Source organism: Streptomyces sp. NPDC005435 (assembly GCF_040703155.1).
Classification (GTDB): Bacteria; Actinomycetota; Actinomycetes; order Streptomycetales; family Streptomycetaceae; genus Streptomyces.
In genome coordinates this window covers 119,061-136,878 of the sequence record NZ_JBEXEQ010000021.1, presented here as the reverse complement: position 1 = coordinate 136,878, position 17,818 = coordinate 119,061, and the positions used below count along the sequence as shown (strand labels likewise).

At 71.1% G+C, this 17,818-nt stretch carries 15 protein-coding genes; 12 read left to right on the top strand and 3 right to left on the bottom strand.

Annotated features, from left to right (window positions below; all coding sequences use genetic code 11):
• Window positions 1-227 precede the first annotated feature (227 nt).
• From rplU to galE, 4 genes are all read left to right on the top strand, one after another.
• Entirely contained in the window at window positions 228-548 is a 321-nt protein-coding gene (gene rplU / locus AB0898_RS25420; RefSeq protein ID WP_018545136.1) for a 50S ribosomal protein L21, read from the top strand.
• 14 nt (window positions 549-562) lie between these two features.
• Window positions 563-817, top strand: a complete 255-nt coding sequence (gene rpmA, locus AB0898_RS25415; RefSeq protein ID WP_199588467.1) for a 50S ribosomal protein L27 — start codon at window positions 563-565, stop codon at window positions 815-817.
• 127 nt (window positions 818-944) lie between these two features.
• Window positions 945-2,390, top strand: coding sequence for a GTPase ObgE (gene obgE, locus AB0898_RS25410; protein ID WP_366805279.1), 1,446 nt, complete (start codon window positions 945-947; stop codon window positions 2,388-2,390).
• Between the two features lie 132 nt (window positions 2,391-2,522).
• The gene (gene galE / locus AB0898_RS25405) at window positions 2,523-3,494 is read left to right on the top strand and encodes a UDP-glucose 4-epimerase GalE (protein WP_366805278.1); all 972 of its coding nucleotides are present in this window, start codon (window positions 2,523-2,525) and stop codon (window positions 3,492-3,494) included.
• Window positions 3,495-3,532: 38 nt separating this feature from the next.
• On the opposite strand, the gene AB0898_RS25400 is transcribed toward galE, so the two are convergent.
• Window positions 3,533-4,240, bottom strand: coding sequence for a L,D-transpeptidase family protein (locus AB0898_RS25400; RefSeq protein ID WP_407078402.1), 708 nt, complete (start codon window positions 4,238-4,240; stop codon window positions 3,533-3,535).
• A 295-nt stretch (window positions 4,241-4,535) separates the two neighbouring features.
• Between AB0898_RS25400 and AB0898_RS25395 the strand changes: the two genes are divergently transcribed.
• The 3 genes from AB0898_RS25395 to AB0898_RS25385 all read left to right on the top strand — a co-directional run bounded on the left by AB0898_RS25395 (window position 4,536) and on the right by AB0898_RS25385 (window position 9,721).
• A complete protein-coding gene (locus AB0898_RS25395) occupies window positions 4,536-6,032 on the top strand; it encodes a bifunctional cytidylyltransferase/SDR family oxidoreductase (protein WP_366805277.1) in 1,497 nt (498 codons plus the stop codon).
• Between the two features lie 154 nt (window positions 6,033-6,186).
• Complete coding sequence (locus tag AB0898_RS25390) at window positions 6,187-8,298, top strand: hypothetical protein (protein ID WP_366805276.1); 2,112 nt, start codon at window positions 6,187-6,189, stop codon at window positions 8,296-8,298.
• 217 nt (window positions 8,299-8,515) lie between these two features.
• Window positions 8,516-9,721, top strand: a complete 1,206-nt coding sequence (locus AB0898_RS25385; RefSeq protein WP_407078401.1) for a glycosyltransferase family 2 protein — start codon at window positions 8,516-8,518, stop codon at window positions 9,719-9,721.
• A 78-nt stretch (window positions 9,722-9,799) separates the two neighbouring features.
• Here AB0898_RS25385 and AB0898_RS25380 read toward each other — a convergent pair whose 3' ends face one another.
• The gene (locus tag AB0898_RS25380; RefSeq protein WP_366805274.1) at window positions 9,800-11,203 is read right to left on the bottom strand and encodes a polysaccharide pyruvyl transferase family protein; all 1,404 of its coding nucleotides are present in this window, start codon (window positions 11,201-11,203) and stop codon (window positions 9,800-9,802) included.
• A 337-nt stretch (window positions 11,204-11,540) separates the two neighbouring features.
• Between AB0898_RS25380 and proB the strand changes: the two genes are divergently transcribed.
• The 5 genes from proB (at window position 11,541) to AB0898_RS25355 (ending at window position 16,537) form a co-directional block, all read left to right on the top strand.
• A complete protein-coding gene (gene proB / locus AB0898_RS25375) occupies window positions 11,541-12,680 on the top strand; it encodes a glutamate 5-kinase (RefSeq protein ID WP_366805273.1) in 1,140 nt (379 codons plus the stop codon).
• A gap of 160 nt (window positions 12,681-12,840) precedes the next feature.
• The gene (locus AB0898_RS25370; RefSeq protein WP_366805272.1) at window positions 12,841-13,266 is read left to right on the top strand and encodes a hypothetical protein; all 426 of its coding nucleotides are present in this window, start codon (window positions 12,841-12,843) and stop codon (window positions 13,264-13,266) included.
• Window positions 13,267-13,418: 152 nt separating this feature from the next.
• On the top strand, window positions 13,419-14,705 hold the full coding sequence (locus tag AB0898_RS25365; RefSeq protein ID WP_366805271.1) for a glutamate-5-semialdehyde dehydrogenase: 1,287 nt from the start codon (window positions 13,419-13,421) through the stop codon (window positions 14,703-14,705).
• Window positions 14,706-14,771: 66 nt separating this feature from the next.
• Entirely contained in the window at window positions 14,772-15,374 is a 603-nt protein-coding gene (locus AB0898_RS25360) for a hypothetical protein (protein ID WP_366805270.1), read from the top strand.
• Between the two features lie 89 nt (window positions 15,375-15,463).
• The gene (locus AB0898_RS25355) at window positions 15,464-16,537 is read left to right on the top strand and encodes a hypothetical protein (protein ID WP_366805269.1); all 1,074 of its coding nucleotides are present in this window, start codon (window positions 15,464-15,466) and stop codon (window positions 16,535-16,537) included.
• Between the two features lie 119 nt (window positions 16,538-16,656).
• Here AB0898_RS25355 and AB0898_RS25350 read toward each other — a convergent pair whose 3' ends face one another.
• Window positions 16,657-17,772, bottom strand: a complete 1,116-nt coding sequence (locus AB0898_RS25350; RefSeq protein ID WP_366805268.1) for a M48 family metallopeptidase — start codon at window positions 17,770-17,772, stop codon at window positions 16,657-16,659.
• Window positions 17,773-17,818 lie beyond the last annotated feature (46 nt).

Below are 17,818 nucleotides of genomic sequence, written 5' to 3'. Positions count from 1 at the left end.
GCGGCCGGTCCACGCGACCGGCCGCACACCGCGCCCAGGGGGCCCGGTTTGACCCCTACGGGGGCTGCCCGTACCCTTGACTGTCGGCGTGTCTGAGCACGCCACATCCCCGTAAACCTTTTTCCCTCCCGGTCACACCCGGTGTGGCCGGGAGAGGTCGTCCATGGTGTTTTACCGGTGCGGCTGGCCTGCGGGGGTGCCGTACTTCGAGCGAAAGTGAGATCCGCGTGTACGCCATCGTGCGCAGCGGTGGTCGCCAGCACAAGGTTGCTGTCGGCGACATCGTTGAGGTTGACAAGATTTCCACTGCCAATGTTGGCGACACGGTCGAGCTCTCGACCCTGCTCGTTGTCGACGGCGACTCCGTGACCAGCGACCCGTGGGTGCTGGCCGGCATCAAGGTCCAGGCCGAGGTCGTGGACCACCACAAGGGCCAGAAGATCGACATTCTGCGCTACAAGAACAAGACCGGCTACCGCCGTCGTCAGGGCCACCGCCAGCAGTACACGGCGATCAAGGTCACTGAGATCCCCACGGCTGCGAAGTAAGGGACTGAGAACAGATGGCACACAAGAAGGGCGCATCGTCCACCCGGAACGGTCGCGACTCCAACGCCCAGCGGCTCGGCGTGAAGCGCTTCGGCGGTCAGGTCGTCAGCGCGGGTGAGATCCTGGTCCGCCAGCGCGGCACCCACTTCCACCCGGGCACCGGCGTCGGCCGTGGCGGCGACGACACGCTGTTCGCGCTGCTGCCCGGCGCCGTGGAGTTCGGCAAGAGCCGCGGCCGCAAGGTCGTGAACATCGTTCCGGTCGCCTGAATCCTCTGATTCAAGGCCGCGACGAAGCATTTCGCGCGAGGCGGACCTCACTTCCCGGTCGGGAAGGCGGGTCCGCCTTTCGCGTGTTGACATAGGTAGTACCCGTACTTTTCTGGAGGCACCCACCATGACCACCTTCGTGGACCGCGTCGAACTGCACGTCGCCGCGGGTAACGGAGGCCACGGCTGTGCCTCCGTCCACCGTGAGAAGTTCAAGCCGCTCGGTGGCCCGGACGGCGGCAACGGCGGGCGGGGCGGCGACGTCATCCTCACCGTCGACCAGTCCGTGACCACGCTGCTCGACTACCACCACTCCCCGCACCGCAAGGCGACGAACGGCAAGCCCGGCGAGGGCGGCAACCGCTCCGGCAAGGACGGCCAGGACCTGGTCCTGCCGGTCCCGGACGGCACCGTCGTGCTGGACAAGGCGGGCAACGTGCTCGCCGACCTGGTCGGCCACGGCACCTCCTACGTCGCCGCGCAGGGCGGCCGGGGCGGCCTCGGCAACGCCGCGCTCGCCAGCGCCCGCCGCAAGGCCCCCGGCTTCGCGCTGCTCGGTGAGCCCGGTGATCTCCAGGACGTGGTCCTGGAGCTGAAGACCGTCGCCGACGTGGCGCTGGTCGGCTACCCGAGCGCGGGCAAGTCCTCGCTGATCTCCGTGCTCAGCGCGGCCAAGCCGAAGATCGCGGACTACCCCTTCACCACCCTCGTGCCCAACCTCGGCGTGGTGACGGCCGGTTCGACCGTCTACACCATCGCCGACGTGCCCGGTCTGATCCCGGGCGCCAGCCAGGGCAAGGGCCTCGGCCTGGAGTTCCTGCGCCACGTGGAGCGCTGCAGCGTCCTGGTGCACGTCCTGGACACCGCGACGCTGGAGACGGAGCGCGACCCGCTGTCCGACCTCGACATCATCGAGGAGGAGCTGCGGCAGTACGGCGGTCTCGACAACCGTCCCCGCATCGTCGTCCTGAACAAGGTGGACGTGCCGGACGGCAAGGACCTCGCCGAGATGGTCCGCCCCGACCTGGAGGCGCGCGGCTACCGCGTCTTCGAGGTGTCGGCGGTCGCCCATATCGGCCTCAAGGAGCTGACGTACGCCCTCGGTGACATCGTCGCCAAGGCGCGGGCCGCCAAGCCCAAGGAAGAGGCCACGCGCATCGTCATCCGGCCCAAGGCCGTGGACGACGCGGGCTTCACCGTCACCCGCGAGGAGTTCGAGGGCGAGCCGCTGTTCCGTGTGCGCGGCGAGAAGCCCGAGCGCTGGGTCCGCCAGACCGACTTCAACAACGACGAGGCCGTCGGCTACCTCGCCGACCGGCTCAACCGCCTCGGCGTCGAGGACCGGCTGATGAAGGAGGGCGCCCGCTCCGGCGACGCCGTCGCGATCGGTCCCGAGGACAACGCGGTCGTCTTCGACTGGGAGCCCACGGTCACCGCCGGCGCCGAGATGCTCGGCCGCCGAGGCGAGGACCACCGCTTCGAGGCCCCGCGCCCCGCCACCCAGCGCCGCCGCGACAAGCAGGCCGAACGGGACGACGCGGAGCGGGAGTTCAACGACTTCGAGGCGTTCTAGGGTTCGCCGGGCGGGCCTTCGGGCACCCGCCGCCGGACATTCCCGGCCGTCCTCCCGGGCTGTCGGACTCGATTTTCCGTCTTCGATGGGCGAGTCTTGCGGGCACGGGAGGACGTTCGAGGAGGCATGGGGATGAGCTGGCTGATCACGGGCGGCGCCGGATACATCGGTGCTCATGTGGTGCGCGCGATGACGGCGGGCGGCGAGGACGTGGTCGTGTACGACGACCTGTCCACCGGGAGCGCGGACCGGGTGCCCTCCGGGGTGCCGCTGGTCGTGGGCAGTGTGCTCGACGGGGACCTCCTGGAGCGCACGATCCGCGAGCACGGCGTCACCGGCGTCGTGCACATCGCGGCCCGCAAGCAGGTCGGCGAGTCGGTCGAACGCCCGCTGTACTACTACCGGGAGAACGTCACCGGACTCCAGACCCTGCTGGACGCCATGACCGCGACCGGCGTCGACCGCGTCGTCTTCTCCTCCTCGGCGGCCGTGTACGGGATGCCCGACGTGGACCTCGTCACCGAGGACACGCCCTGTCTGCCGATGAGCCCCTACGGCGAGACCAAGCTGGTGGGGGAGTGGCTGATCGCGGCCGCCGCCCGCGCCCATGGTCTGCGCGCGGTCAGCCTGCGCTACTTCAACGTGGCCGGTGCCGCCGCCCCGGAGCTGGCCGACACGGGCGTCTCCAACCTCGTCCCCATGGTGTTCGAGCGCCTGGAGGCCGAGGAAGCGCCCCGGATCTTCGGCGACGACTACGCCACCCCGGACGGCACCTGCGTGCGCGACTACATCCACGTCCAGGACATCGCCTCCGCCCACCAGGCCGCCGCCCTGCGGCTGCGCGAGGCCCCGGCGGCCACCTCGCTGGTCCTCAACATCGGCCGGGGCGAGGGCAGTTCGGTGCGCGAGATGGTGGACCGCATCCTCAAGACCACCGGCCACGAGGACGTCGTGGCCGAGGTGACCCCGCGCCGCCCCGGCGACCCGGCCCGGGTCGTCGCGGCGGCCGACCGCATCCGCGCGGAGCTGGGCTGGAGCGCCCGGTTCGGCCTGGACGACATGATCGAGTCGGCCTGGGCCGGCTGGCGCCACCACCACGGCTGACCGGGGGCGGGTCCCGCGCCCGGTCAGCCGTGGCGCGTTCATGCCTTGAGGTCGGCCTTGTCGCCCATCACCACGACCGGGTGCAGCTTCGGATCCAGCGTGCGCAGCAGGTACTCCATGTCCGCCTTGGGCTGGCTCACACACGCCGAGGTGCCGCTGCCGTGGTCCATGTGCAGCCAGATGCCGCCGCCCTTGGTCTGGCCCTGCGGCCGGGTCGGGTCGTTGGGCGGGGTGCCCTCGACCCGGTTGTAGTCGATGGCGATGACGTAGTCGAAGTCGTGCCAGTACGACTTCTTCCAGTAGTGCGGCGCCTGGAACGCGGCGGAGTGGGTGTACGGCAGCCGGGTGCCGGGGGAGGCGAGGACACCGCCCGCGTCGCTCAGGGTGAAGACGCCCACGGGGCTGCGTTTGTCCCCTTCATGGTGATTTGTCGTCCAGCCCGCGCGCCCGTTGTGGGCGGACCAGGTGCGCTCCCGCTTCCAGACCGAACCCGTCTTCTCGTAGAGCGCCACGGTGGAGTCGGCCGAGTCCTTGCCCTCGCCGTAGACCGCGACGACCTGCCGGGTGCTCTCCGGCACCTGCCGCCACAGCCGGTCCCCGATGTCCGGGACGCGCTTGAGCGGTGCGGCGTGCGGTCTGGCGTCCGCGTTCCCGCCCCCGCCCTTCGGGGTGTCCGGATGCTCCGCACCCCCGCAGGCCGACAGACACACCGTCAGCAGCGCGACCCCGGCCGCACCCGCCACCATTCGTACCGAACCGCCGTTTCGCATGGGCTCCATGGTCGCAGACGGTGACGCGGTGGCGTCGCGGAGGCACGGAAGCCGACCCGGACGAGGTGGCCGGCGGGGCGCTGCGGACCGTCAGCTGTGGACTGGCTCACAGCACTTCGACAGGGGTTGGAGAGGAGTCGCTCAACCCCCGTGAGCACTTCGTGAATGACAGGTTGCGTGCACATATGCATGGGACGTCACTCACCTTGCACTGCGGTTGCCCGAGGTGCGACCATTTCACGGTTCCCTGTCGCCCCGAGGTAGGTCACCTGTGTCCCAGCGCATAGCCAAGCCCCGTACCACCGCAGTCGTCCTGGCCGGTGGCACCGGCCAGCGGGTGGGTCTGTCGATACCCAAGCAGCTGCTGAAGATCGCCGGCAAGGCGGTCATCGAGCACACTCTGGCCACCTTCGAGCAGGCGGACTCGATCGACGACATCATCGTGCTGATGACGCCGGGCTATGTCACGGACATCGAGAAGATCGTCGCCAAGGCCGGGTTCCAGAAGGTCACGCAGGTCATCGAGGGCGGCGCGACCCGCAACGAGACCACCGAGCGCGCCATCGCCGCCCTCGGCGAGGGCCTGGCCGAGGGCGAGGACGCCAACGTCCTCTTCCACGACGCCGTCCGCCCGCTGCTCTCGCGGCGCGTCATCGACGACTGCGTCACGGCGCTCGAGCGCTACGAGGCGGTGGACGTGGCCATCCCGTCCGCGGACACCATCATCGTCACCCGCACCCACGGCGGCGACGGCGAGTTCATCACCGAGATCCCGGACCGCTCCCGCCTGCGCCGCGGCCAGACCCCGCAGGCCTTCAAGCTCTCCACGATCCGCCGCGCCTACGAGGTCGCCGCCGGTGACCCCAACTTCCAGGCCACGGACGACTGCTCGGTCGTGCTGAAGTACCTGCCGGACGTGCCGATCCACGTCGTCGCGGGCGACGAGTACAACATGAAGGTGACGCAGCCGGTCGACGTCTTCATCGCCGACAAGCTCTTCCAGCTCGCCTCCACCGCGGCCCCCGAGCAGAACGGCGAGGAGGCCTACCGGGAACTCCTCACCGGCAAGACCCTCGTCATCTTCGGCGGCTCCTACGGCATCGGCAAGGACATCGCCGAACTCGCCGAGTCCTACGGCGCGAAGGTGTACGCGTTCGGCCGCTCCACCACCGGCACCCACGTGGAGAACCCGGAGGAGGTCGACGACGCGCTGTCCAAGGCGTACGCCGAGACCGGCCGCATCGACTACGTCGTCAACACCGCCGGTGTGCTGCGCATCGGCCGCCTCGCCGAGACCGACAACGCCACCATCGAGGAGGCGCTGAAGGTCAACTACCTGGCCCCGGTGCAGATCGCCCGCTCCTCCTACAAGTACCTGGCCGAGACCAACGGCCAGCTGCTGCTCTACACCTCCAGCAGCTACACCCGCGGCCGCGCCGAGTACAGCCTGTACTCCTCCACCAAGGCCGCCATGGTGAACCTCACCCAGGCGCTGTCCGACGAGTGGGCCGGCGACGGCATCCGCGTCAACTGCATCAACCCCGAGCGCACCGCCACCCCGATGCGCACCAAGGCCTTCGGCCAGGAGCCCGCGGGTTCGCTGCTCTCCTCCGAGGCCGTGGCGCGCACCTCGCTGGACGTGCTGCTGTCGGAGCTGACCGGTCACGTCATCGACGTGCGCCAGCAGGACCCGACGAAGGGCGCGGGTCAGGGCTCCGGTTTCGAGCAGGCCCTGGCCTCCGTGCTCGACCGTCAGGATGGCGTGTAATACTTACCGCCAATTAGATTTGGGAATCCAGGCCTCTGCGGCCGCTCATTCACGGGGCGTTCGTAGAGGCCTGTGTCCGTATCCCGTATATGTTCGTAATCCTGTGGATTACTGAATAAACCCGGCATTCCCCCCCTCCAGAGCAGGTCTCTCCGTGATATCCACCGCTATACGCGTGGCCCGGGTGGGCAGCGCGGCCGAGCTGGCTGCGGCGGCCCTCATGATCCTGGGCTTCCCCTGCCTCATGCTGGCCGCGCTCATACCGAACGCGTACGCCTTCGCGGCCGTGGCCGTCGTGACGTACCTGGCGGACCACTATCTGCACCGCAAGGGCAGCTATCTGATCAACCGCCTCAGCAAGGTCAGGGCCGGTCTGTCGATCCGCTTCCTGATCCGACAGCTGCTGCTGATCCTGCTGCTGGCCCGCATGTCCCTCGCGGACAACCGCATCTTCTACGGCGCGATCGCCTGCTTCATCGCCTTCTACGGGCTGCAGGCTCCCCACGGCGCGCTGGTCACGCTCATCCGCTCGCGGCGCCGGATGCCGGTCGCCACGCGCAACGTGGACCTGAAGTCCCGCATCCGGATCCCGGACGCCCCGCCGAAGGGGCTGCTGCACCGCTCCGCGGAGAAGATGCTCCACCTCGACCTCTTCGCCGTGGCGTGCCTGCTGGTCTCGGCCCTCGCGGGCTCCGCCGCCGTGGGGTACGCGGGTGTGATCGCCACCGTCGGCCTCGGCTGCCTGTACGTGCTGCTGCTCCTGCCGTACGCGCGCGGCCGCAAGGTCCCGCCGAACGCCGACGTCGTGCTCGCCGCCGTGGACGACTGGCTGGCCGCCTACCGGCCGGAGACGGTGCTGTACTTCTCCGGCGCCAAGAACTCCGCGTACCAGGTCAACATGTGGCTGGAGACGATGGAGCAGCTGGACACCCGGCCGCTGATCATCCTCCGCGAGCGGGTCATCCTGAGCAGCCTCGCGCCCACCACGGTCCCGGTCATCTGCGTGCCCGGCGGGGTGCATCTGATGAACATGGACCTGTCGAGCGTGCGGGTCGCGCTGTACGCGGCGAACGTCGGCAAGAACATCCACCTGCTGCGCGTGCCCACCATGAAGCACGTCTTCATCGGGCACGGCGACAGCGACAAGCTCGCCAGCGTCAACCCGTACAGCAAGGTGTACGACGAGGTGTGGACCGCCGGCCGGGCCGGCCGCGACCGGTACGCCATCGCCGACGTCGGCGTGCGCGACGAGGACATCGCCGAGGTCGGCCGCCCGCAGCTGGCCCCGATCCAGACCTGGCAGGGCGTGCCCGGCGGCCGTATCCCGACCGTTCTGTACGCCCCCACCTGGGAGGGCTGGGACGGCAACCCCGGCAACACCTCGATCGTCCTCGCCGGCGAGAACATCGTGAAGAAGCTGGTGGCGGCCGACCCGCCGGTCCGCGTGCTCTACAAGCCGCACCCCTTCACCGGCACCGTCAGCAAGGAGGCCGGAGCGGCGCACCAGCGGGTCACCGCGCTGGTCGAGCAGGCCGCCGCGGCCCGCGCCTCCGACTCCCGCTTCACCGGCGACAGCGCCGCCCAGGAGCGGGCCAAGGCCGAACTGGCGCGCATCACGGCGCGGCTGACCGAACTGGCCGGCGTCGCCGGCGAGACGGGCGACGAGGCCGAGGCCACCCGTGACGGTGTGGTCGACGTCGCGCGGCACGAGGAGATGGCCCGGCTGCGCGGGGAGTGGAACGACGCCTACTGGCGCTCCTTCCCCCCGTTCGAGCACCGCGTCATCACGGGTGCCGAACCGCGGCTGTACGACTGCTTCAACGTCTCCGACGCGATGGTCTCCGACATCTCCTCCGTGGTCTCCGACTTCATCGCGAGCGGCAAGCCGTACGCGGTCACGGACTCCGCCGGTCTGGGTGTGGAGGAGTTCAAGCGGCAGAACACGGCCGTGCGTGCCGCGACGATCCTCTCCAACAGCGCGGCCGAGCTGGGCGGTCTGCTCGACGCCGTGCGCGACCCGGAGGCGGACCCGCTCGCCGAGGAGCGCAAGGAGCTGAAGCGGTATCTGCTCGGCCCGGACGAGCCGAAGTCCATCGACCAGTTCAACGGCGCGGTCGCCGACCTGGCCCTCAAGGCCGAGGCCCGCAACGTCGGCCAGGAGTCCCGCACGGGGGCCGTGGAGGGCCGGCCGGCCGGGCTGACGAACGCGCTGCCCAGCCAGCGCGTGGCGTCCGCCGGCGAGACGGACGAAGTGAACGCGGGCTGAACCCGCCGCGGTCAGGGGCCGGTCCCCGGGAGTGATCCCGGGGACCGGCCCTTTTCCTTTTCCCCGACTTCTTCAGCGCTTTCTTACTTACCCGCGTAGCGTGTCGCGGATGAGTAACTCATACCGTCCGCCCGTACTGTCATACGCTCTCGCGTCTCGGTCTTGAGATGAGAGAGGGAAAGCGATGTATGGCTGACAAGGGGTGAAGGTGACCGTCGTGGAACAGCCCGATGTGAGTGTGGTCATCGGTGCGTACGAGGCGATGCCGTATCTGGCCGAATGCCTGGCGTCCGTCGAGGCGCAGAGCATCGGCCCGGCGCGCATGGAGGTCATCGCCGTCGACGACGGTTCCACGGACGGCACCGGCGCGTACCTGGACGAGTTCGCGGCCCGCGCCCCCATGCCGGTCACCGTCCTGCACCAGGAGAACTCCGGCGGCCCCAGCGGCCCGCGCAACACCGGCCTCGGCAAGGCGTCCGGGCGCTACGTCTTCTTCCTCGACGCCGACGACCGGCTGGGCACCGAGGCGCTGGAGCGCATGGTCGCCATGGCCGACGAGAACGGCACCGACGTCGTCCTCGGCCGCGTGGAGGGCGTCAACCGCACCGCCCCGAAGGTGATGTGGGACAGGACGCTGGCCCGCACCGACGTCTTCTCCTCCGCCGTCAAGTTCACGCTCAGCGCGCAGAAGCTGTTCCGCCGCGCGCTGCTGGAGAAGCACGGCATGCGGTTCGACGAGTCCCTGCGCACCGGTGAGGACGCGGTGTTCACCATGGAGGCCTATCTGAGGGCCGACGGGATCTCCGTGCTCGCCGACTACACCTGCTACTACCTGGTCGGCCGCGAGGACGGCAAGCAGGCGACCAAGCGCGGGAGTTACACCCTGCGCTTCGACTCCGCGCACGCCCTGACGAAGCTGATCGCCGACATGGTCCCCGCCGGCGACAGACGCGACACCCTCATGGTCCGGCCCTTCCTCATCACCCTGCTGCCGCAGTTCGGGCCCCGGTTCCTCAGGGACGACGACGAGGTGCGCCGGCACAAGTTCGAGCTGGCCCGGCCGCTGATGGAGGCCCACTGGAACCCCGGGGTGGCCCGCCGGGTGAAGGTCCACGAGCGGCTGCGGCTGCACCTGGTCGCCGCGGGGCGGCCCGACCTGCTGCTGGACGTCCTGAGGTTCATCAAGGACAAGAAGGAGGCGCCCGCGGTCCTGGAGAGGCGGGACACCGAGGTCTACCTCGCCTACCCGCACTTCCGCTCCGAGGCCGCCGGCATCCCCGACGAGATCTACCGCGCCGCGCACCGTGAGGCGCGGGCGGTCCCCGGATACCGCGAGGCCGCCGCCCGCTCCTTCATGCGCCGCGCGCTGCGGAAGATCCGGCGGATGCTTCCCGGCGACGGCTTCGGAGCGACGGCGGCCTGACGGACCGGACCGCTTCCGGCCCGTCCGCGGGGCTACTTCGTGCCCGTCCGCAGGACTGCTTGACGCCCGTCCGCAGGGCTACTTCTTGCCCGTCTGCAGGGCGCGGCCCACCACCCGGCGGGCCCGCCGGTAGACGGAGGAGGGAGCGGGGACGGCCGCCCCGGACGTCCGGGTCCCGGCCAGCTTCCGCCGCAACCGGTCGTTCTCCTGGGTCAGTTCACCGAGCTGGGTGTTGAGCCAGCCGAAGCGGGCGCCGAGCGAGGCGAGATCGGTGTCGTTCCAGGGGCGCACGCCCGGCGGGAAGGACAGCGAGCGCATCCGCTTGTCGAAGGCGGCGCCGCCGTCTCCGTGCGTGAAGGTGTTCTGGAGGCCGTTCTTGTCCAGGAAACCGGTGAACCGCTCGAAGCGCTCGGCGTGGTTGCCGGTCAGGCCGCTCAGGTCGGCCTCCTCGTACAGGCGCGCCGGGTCGGCCGACTCCGGGTCCTTGGCCACCTGGTCGAGCCGCTTGTGCGGGATCTCGAAGTAACGGCACAGCTCCAGCGTGCGCGAGTCGCTGCACAGAACGGTCGCCGGGGTTCCCGCGAGCAGCGCGGCGATGTTGCCGTGGATGCGGGAGCCGAAGGAGAAGTCGAAGGAGCGCAGGTCGTCGATCCAGGTGACCGGGTCGACGTACACCCGCACCCTGTCGTCCCGGTACATCGGGTGGTCCGGGTGCGTCGGCATCGCGGTCACCCGGGAGTTCGGGTCGCTCAGGTCCCGCCAGTGCAACTGCCGTGCGTCGCTGAGGTTCTGGCCGACGAAGCGCAAGTGCGGGTAGCGCTCCTGGGCGAGGCCGAGAATCTTGCCGAGCCCCTGCTTGCGCACCGCGTCGTGCGAGCCGTTCACCGCGATCCGCGACGCCTCGGTCAGCTCGGGCACCCGCTTGCGGACGTCGAGTTCGCCGCCGTACATGAACAGCGACGGGCAGCCGATGACCTCCACGTCGTTGAAGCCCATGTCCCGCAGGTACCGCTCGGTGAACTCGCCCCGCACGCCGATCGACGCGCTGCGCTCCAGCACCGCGGAGCAGAAGTCGCGTACGGCGTCCTCCATCGGCTTCAGCCGGGACGCGTCGTAGCCCACCCCGGTCTGCGCGCCGACGCCCACGACCACGACGGGGATGCGCAGCTTGCGGATGAGCCGGGTCAGCCGCTTGAGCCCGGCCTCGAAGGACGGGCGGAAGGCGTTGGCGAGCGGCACGACGAAGGCGTCGAACTCCTCGTTGATCTGGCTCGCGGGGGTCCTGTCCGTCCGGATGCCGTTGGAGACCACCTCGGTGCCCGGAGTCTCCAGGATCTTGTGGGTGGCGTCACTGAAGATCAGGTTGCCCGCGTTCGTGGCGATGACGTCACGGTGGAGGGCTTCCTCCAGGCTGACGACGTCATAGGGGCTTTTGCCGGACCTGAGGAGGATGCGCTTCGTGGTGCGAACGTGAGATGACACAAGCTTCAATTTATTTTGAAGCACCTTTAATTTCCATACACAACCAGCACAACCTTTTTGCCGTACGCGAAGCGTGAATAAATGATCACTCGACTGCGGGCCGGTGGGCGCCTGTTGTGCGTTTCGCGCGGATTGCCATATGAAGGGCGGGACTTGGGGGAACGCGAAGACCACATCATGACGGCCGCCGGGCGCGCCGTCCATGGTCGTGTTCGGGGCAGCAAACGTGCGATCCCGGCCGGCGGCGTCCGCCCACCGAAACCCGGGGGCGCCCCTGCCTCCGCTTCGCGTAGATTGCGAAGCGGGACCGCAGGCGCGCGAGGGGACAGAGGGCAAGGTGGCAAGTGCGAGGCAGGCCGTGGGCGAGGCCCGCAGGATCGTCGTCAAGGTGGGCTCCTCCTCGCTGACCACCGCCGCCGGCGGACTGGACGCCGACCGGGTGGACGCGCTGGTGGACGTGCTCGCCAAGTTCCGCGCCCCGGGCGCCGACGGCTCGCCGCGCGAGGTCGTCCTCGTCTCCTCCGGTGCCATCGCCGCCGGGCTCGCCCCGCTGGGGCTGCCCCGCCGCCCCCGCGACCTGGCCCGCCAGCAGGCCGCCGCCAGCGTCGGCCAGGGCCTGCTCGTCGCCCGCTACACCGCCTCCTTCGCGCGCTACGGCGTCCGCGTCGGCCAGGTCCTGCTCACCAGCGACGACATGAGCCGCCGCAGCCACCACCGCAACGCCTCGCGCACCCTCGACAAGCTCCTCGCCATGGGCGCGTTCCCGGTCGTCAACGAGAACGACACCGTCGCCACCGACGAGATCCGCTTCGGCGACAACGACCGCCTCGCCGCCCTCGTCGCCCACCTCGTCCGCGCCGACCTGCTGGTCCTCCTCTCCGACGTGGACGGCGTCTACGACGGCGATCCGAGCAGGCCCGGCACCTCCCGGATCAGCGAGGTGCGCTCCCCGGCCGACCTCGCCGAGGTCGAGATCGGCAGCGCGGGCAAGGCGGGCGTCGGCACCGGCGGCATGGCCACCAAGGTCGAGGCCGCCCGGATCGCCGCCGCCGCGGGCATCCCGGTCGTGCTGACCAGCGCCGTCCACGCCGCCGACGCCCTGGCCGGGGGCGACACCGGCACCTGGTTCCACCCCACCGGCAAGCGCTCCGCCGACCGGCTGCTCTGGCTCCAGCACGCCTCCACCCCGCAGGGCTCCCTCACCCTGGACGACGGCGCCGTCCGCGCGGTCGTCGAGGGCCGCAAGTCGCTGCTGCCGGCCGGGATCGCCGCCGTGGAGGGCGAGTTCGGCGCGGGCGACCCCGTCGAGCTGCGCGACACCGCCGGACGGGCCGTGGCCCGGGGCATCGTCAACTTCGACGCCAAGGAGCTTCCCCGGCTGCTCGGACGTTCGACCCGCGAGCTGGCACGCGAGCTGGGCCCCGCCTACGAACGCGAGGTCGTACACCGGGACGACCTGGTACTGCTGCACGTGTGACCCGGGGGGAACCGCGCGTAAAGCGGGGCACAAGGACCGCCCCCGGTGGGGGACGTTCCGCAAAACCGCCACGCGGAGCCCTCGGGCCTGCTCAACTTTGTCTCGGGGACATGTTGAAGGGACACGTTCCGTCAAGGGGCCATGCGTGAAGGAGGCCGTCGTGAGACGAGTCCGTCCCGGGGCGGCGTCCCGTGGTGCTCTGACGAGCGTCGCGGCCGGGGACACCTACGAGGAGCCCAAGGACCTGCCCCGCCTGTGGCACGTCACCCTCAGCGTCTCCGGGGAGTGCGTCCCCGTGCAGGACCTCAGGCGCGCGCTGGAACAGCTGGCCCACGACCACCCCTTCCTCCTGACCAGCCGGTACGCCGGTGACCACGCCGAGATCCGGTACTGGGAGGAGGCCCGCGACCTGCACGACGCGGCCGCCGTCGCGCTGCGCCTGTGGGGCGAGCACCGGCAGACCGCCGGGCTGCCGCCCTGGGAGATCGTCGGCCTGGAGGTCATCGACCGCGAGACCTACCACCAGCGGATCGCGGAGGGGTACGGGCCGGCGCCGGCGACGCCGGTGGGGGTGCATCCGTTCTGAGGGCGGGGCGGGCCGGGACGGGGGCGCCCTGGGGGGTGCCTCACCCCGGCGGGGCCGAGGTGGGGCGGGCGTGCCTCATCCTGGCGGGGCGGCCCGTCTCGGGTTGCGGAACAGGGCAAGCCGGGCGGGCCGGGCCCATTACCCTTCCTGCCATGACCACGCTCTCGCCGTACGACTCGATGTCCCCGGTCACCCGCGCCGCCTACCGGGCCAAGGCCGCCGCCGCCGACCTCGCCCCGCTCCCGCGCGCGGTGAAGGACGACGCGCTGCTCGCCGTCGCGGACGCCCTGGAGGTCCGCACGAGCGAGATCGTGGCGGCCAACGCCAAGGACGTGGCCAAGGCCCGGGAGAACGGCACCAGTGAGGCCATCGTCGACCGCCTCACCCTCACCCCCGAGCGGGTCCGCGCCATCGCCGCCGACGTGCGCGACGTGGCGAAGCTGCCCGACCCGGTCGGCGAGGTCGTGCGCGGCTCCACGCTGCCCAACGGCATCGACCTGCGCCAGGTCCGCGTCCCGCTCGGCGTGGTCGGCATCATCTACGAGGCGCGCCCCAACGTCACCGTGGACGCCGCCGCGCTCTGCCTGAAGTCCGGCAACGCCGTCCTGCTGCGCGGCTCCGCCTCCGCCTACGAGTCGAACACCGCACTCGTCCGGGTGATCCGGGACGCCGTCGGCGGCGCCGGGCTGCCCGCCGACGCCGTCCAGCTGGTGCCCGGCGAGAGCCGCGAGAGCGTGCGTGAGCTGATGCGCGCCCGGGGCCTGGTGGACGTGCTCATCCCGCGCGGCGGCGCCTCCCTCATCCGTACGGTCGTGGGCGAGTCCACCGTCCCGGTCATCGAGACCGGCACCGGCAACTGCCACGTCTACGTCGACGCCCAGGCCGACATCGACACCGCGATCGCCATCCTGGTCAACTCCAAGGCCCAGCGGCCCAGTGTCTGCAACGCCGCCGAGACCCTCCTCGTCCACCAGGACATCGCCGACGCCTTCCTGCCCCGCGCCCTGGACGCGCTGGCCGAGGCCGGGGTCACCGTGCACGCCGACCCGCGTGTCCTCGCCTTCGCGGCGGACTCCAAGGCCACCATGGTTGAGGCCACCGCCGAGGACTGGGAGACCGAGTACCTCTCGTACGACATCGCCGCCGCCGTCGTCGACTCCCTCGACAAGGCCGTCGAGCACATCCGGCTGTGGTCCTCCGGCCACACCGAGGCGATCGTCACCACCTCGCAGCAGGCCGCCCGCCGGTTCACCCAGCTGGTCGACTCCACCACGGTCGCCGTGAACGCCTCCACCCGTTTCACCGACGGCGGCCAGTTCGGCTTCGGCGCCGAGATCGGCATCTCCACCCAGAAGCTGCACGCCCGTGGCCCCATGGGCCTGCCCGAGCTGACCAGCACCAAGTACATCGTCACCGGCGACGGACACGTCCGCGGCTGAGCCGTCCGGAGTACGGCCGGAAACCGGTTCCGGGGGCCGGACGAATTTCCGTACCGTCTGCCCAAATTGACCCCCCAGGACTACTCTGGACCCGTGCCGGAGGACGTGGGGGGCACGCCGTTCCCGGACGGCTGGGAGCCCGACGACGACCACGACCGCGGAGCGACGGACGAAGAGTTCGCCTCCGTGGTCTTCGACGAGGCCTTCGTACAGGCGGCCACCGTCCATGAACCGAGCGCCGTCGAGCGACTCCTCGCCGCCGCCCAGGCCCGCGCCGAGGCCTTCGAGGCGGAGGCCCGCCGCGCCCACGCCTCGGCCGAGCACTACGACGAGCTGTACGGCCCCGGGCACACCGGCTTCGGCCACGACGCGGAGGACGACCCGCACGACGGCTACGCCCCCGGCGACGGCCCCGGCTTCCTCGGCCCCTACGGCAAGCAGCTGCGCTGGCACCGGCCCGTCGCCTGGGTGCTCGCCGTGGTGATGGGCGTCGGCATGGTGGCCCTGGCCTTCGCCGCCGTCTACCGGGGCGCCTCCGCCGGCACCCGCGACCGGGTGCCCGCCCCCGCCTCCAGCGGGCTCGGCAGCGGAGCGGCCGCCGTGCCCGTGCCGTCCGTCTCCGCGGACTACTCCCAGCCCCCGGTCTCCGCCGTCCCGAAGGCGCCCTGACCGGCCCTGCGCGTTTTTGATGGGCTCCTGCCAGAAGTTGTCGCATACCAGCGTGTTTACGGGAGGCTCGCCCGACCCACCCTGAAGGTATGGGCGGGCCTGGAGAGCCACCGGAGGGGACACCCGAGGGCAGCTCCTCAGGTGCCGAGGACGAGTACCGATCCGTCGTGTTCGACGAGTCGTTCGTCCGTGCTGCCCGGCTCCAGGAGTACTCCGCGCACGAGCGCGTGACCGACCACTCTCCCGCCGTACGCCGCCGGGGACCCTCCCGCCGGCTGCTCACCCGGCAGGCGCTGGCCCTGGTCGTCCTCCTCGCCATCGCCCTCGGCACCGCCCTCTACATGGGCGTCCGTCACCCGTACGGCTCACCGCAGGCCCGCAGATCCGCCGAGATGCTGCGGATGACCGTCGTCCCGCTCGCGCCCCGGGGCGAGGTGCCCGGCGGCGCCGACGCCCACGCCCTCTTCGAGCGCAGCCCCGCCGCCCGGTTCGCGAGCGGCATCAAGGGCATCCCGCTGCCCGCCGTCCGGGCCACCGCGCACTTCTCGGAGAGCCAGGTCGGGGCCGCCCTGAGCACCGTCCGCGCCTACCTCGTGAGCTCCTCGCTCGACCCCGAGGTGCTCACCGGGCGCGCGGTCCGGCCCGTGCAGGCCCTGCTCGACGCCGGTCAGCTCGCCCAGTTCGACCGCAGCCTGAGCCGGCCCGCCGCGGACGGCCGGCACGCCCCCACCGGCTGGCTGGTCCGCTTCGACCCGGCCCGCGCGGTACTCGCCGACGACCAGGTCCGCGTCCTCGGCACCCTGCGCGCCGCCGAGACCGACCCGGCCACGCTGGAGGTCACCGCCGACGGCACCTTCGTCTACGCCCTGCGCCCCCGTGGCGCCTCCCAGGCCTCGGCCCGGGTGTCGCTGTTCACCGTCCGGCGCGCGCTGACCTTCCGCTTCGACAGCGACAACCTGCGCGTGGGGCAGACCCGGCTCGTCTCCTCCACGACCCAGGCGGGGCCGCTGTCCTGCGCCGAGGACACCACGGTCCGCTTCCACCCGCTCCTGGCGGGCGAGGCCGCCCGGCCCGGCGGGCCTTCGGCCACCGACCCGTACACCGCCGCCACCCCGACGGCCCTGTGCGGCACGCTGTCGGACGCGGCCCAGCCGAAGGTGTGAGGGCGCGGGGTGCGTGGCGCGGATGTGGGGTGCGCGGCGCGGGTGTGGTGGCCGGGAGGGGCCGCCAGGGGCGGCCGCGAGGGGGTGCGGGGTGACGGCAGGGCGGCGGGGGAGGCCCGTCAGGGGCGGTCGGTCGTCGCTTCCGGGTCGTCCGGGGACCCCGGTGTGTTCTTCCCGTCCTTCGGCGGCGGCGCGCTCGTGAAGCCGTTGAAGCCCCGGCGGACCCGGCCGCCGAGGTCGCCCGCGCCGCCCGCCAGATCCGAGACCAGCTTCATCAGCGGGTCCTTGGAGGTCTTCACGTCGCTCGCGTAGCTCGCCGCGGACTGCCGGAAGGACTCCCCGACCCGCGCTTCCTTGTCGTCCTCGCGGCGCGGGTAGTGGCCGTCCATGATCCGCTGGTAGTCGCGGGACTCGGCCCACCGCTTCAGCTCGGCGGCCCGCACGGTGGTGAACGGGTGCGAGCGGGGCAGCACGTTGAGGATCTTCAGCACGGAGTCCCGCAGATCGCCCCCGGCGTCGTACTCCTCCGCCTGCTCCAGGAACGCGTCCACGTTCATCTCGTGCAGATGGTTGCCGCCCGCGATCTTCATCAGGCCCCGCATCGAGGCCCGCAGGTCCTGGCCCACCAGCAGCCCCGCCCGGTCCGCCGACAGCTCCGACTTGCGGAACCACTCCCGCAGCGCCGTCACCAGCGCCATGACCGCCAGGTTGCCCAGCGGGATCCACGCCACCTTCAGCGCCAGCGTCGTCAGGAACAGCAGGATCGTGCGGTACACCGCGTGCCCGGAGAGCGCGTGGCCCACCTCGTGCCCGACGACCGCCCGCATCTCCTCCTCGTCCAGCAGCTCGACCAGGCCCGTGGTCACCACGATGATCGGCTCGTCCAGGCCGATGCACATCGCGTTCGGCCGCGGGTCCTGCGTGACGTACATCGGCGGGACCTTCTCCAGGTCCAGGATGTAACAGGCGTCGCGCAGCATGTCGTGCAGATGCGTGAACTGCCGGTCGGAGACCCGCACCGAGTCGGACAGGAACAGCAGCCTGAGGCTCCGCTCGGGCAGCAGCCCGCTCAGCGCCTTGAAGACGGTGTCGAACCCGCTCAGCCGGCGCAGCGCCACCAGCGCCGAACGGTCGGCCGGGTGCTCGTAGGCCCGGGAGGAGATCCCGGGGAAACGCCTGCGCTGCCTGCTCGGCACCCGCTCGTCCCCACCCTGCTCGCGACCTGCTTCGGACATGCCATCCCCCTGCTGCGTCGTCGGTGCCGTGCCCCCCGGACCGGGC

Bases quoted from the DNA above. Each gene is read 5' to 3' on its own strand.
- rpmA (WP_199588467.1), top strand. From the start codon at position 563: ATGGCACACAAGAAGGGCGCATCGTCCACCCGGAACGGTCGCGACTCC.
- obgE (WP_366805279.1), top strand. From the start codon at position 945: ATGACCACCTTCGTGGACCGCGTCGAACTGCACGTCGCCGCGGGTAAC.
- galE (WP_366805278.1), top strand. From the start codon at position 2,523: ATGAGCTGGCTGATCACGGGCGGCGCCGGATACATCGGTGCTCATGTG.
- AB0898_RS25400 (WP_407078402.1), bottom strand. From the start codon at position 4,240: ATGGTGGCGGGTGCGGCCGGGGTCGCGCTGCTGACGGTGTGTCTGTCG.
- AB0898_RS25365 (WP_366805271.1), top strand. From the start codon at position 13,419: ATGACCACGCTCTCGCCGTACGACTCGATGTCCCCGGTCACCCGCGCC.
- AB0898_RS25355 (WP_366805269.1), top strand. From the start codon at position 15,464: ATGGGCGGGCCTGGAGAGCCACCGGAGGGGACACCCGAGGGCAGCTCC.
- AB0898_RS25350 (WP_366805268.1), bottom strand. From the start codon at position 17,772: ATGTCCGAAGCAGGTCGCGAGCAGGGTGGGGACGAGCGGGTGCCGAGC.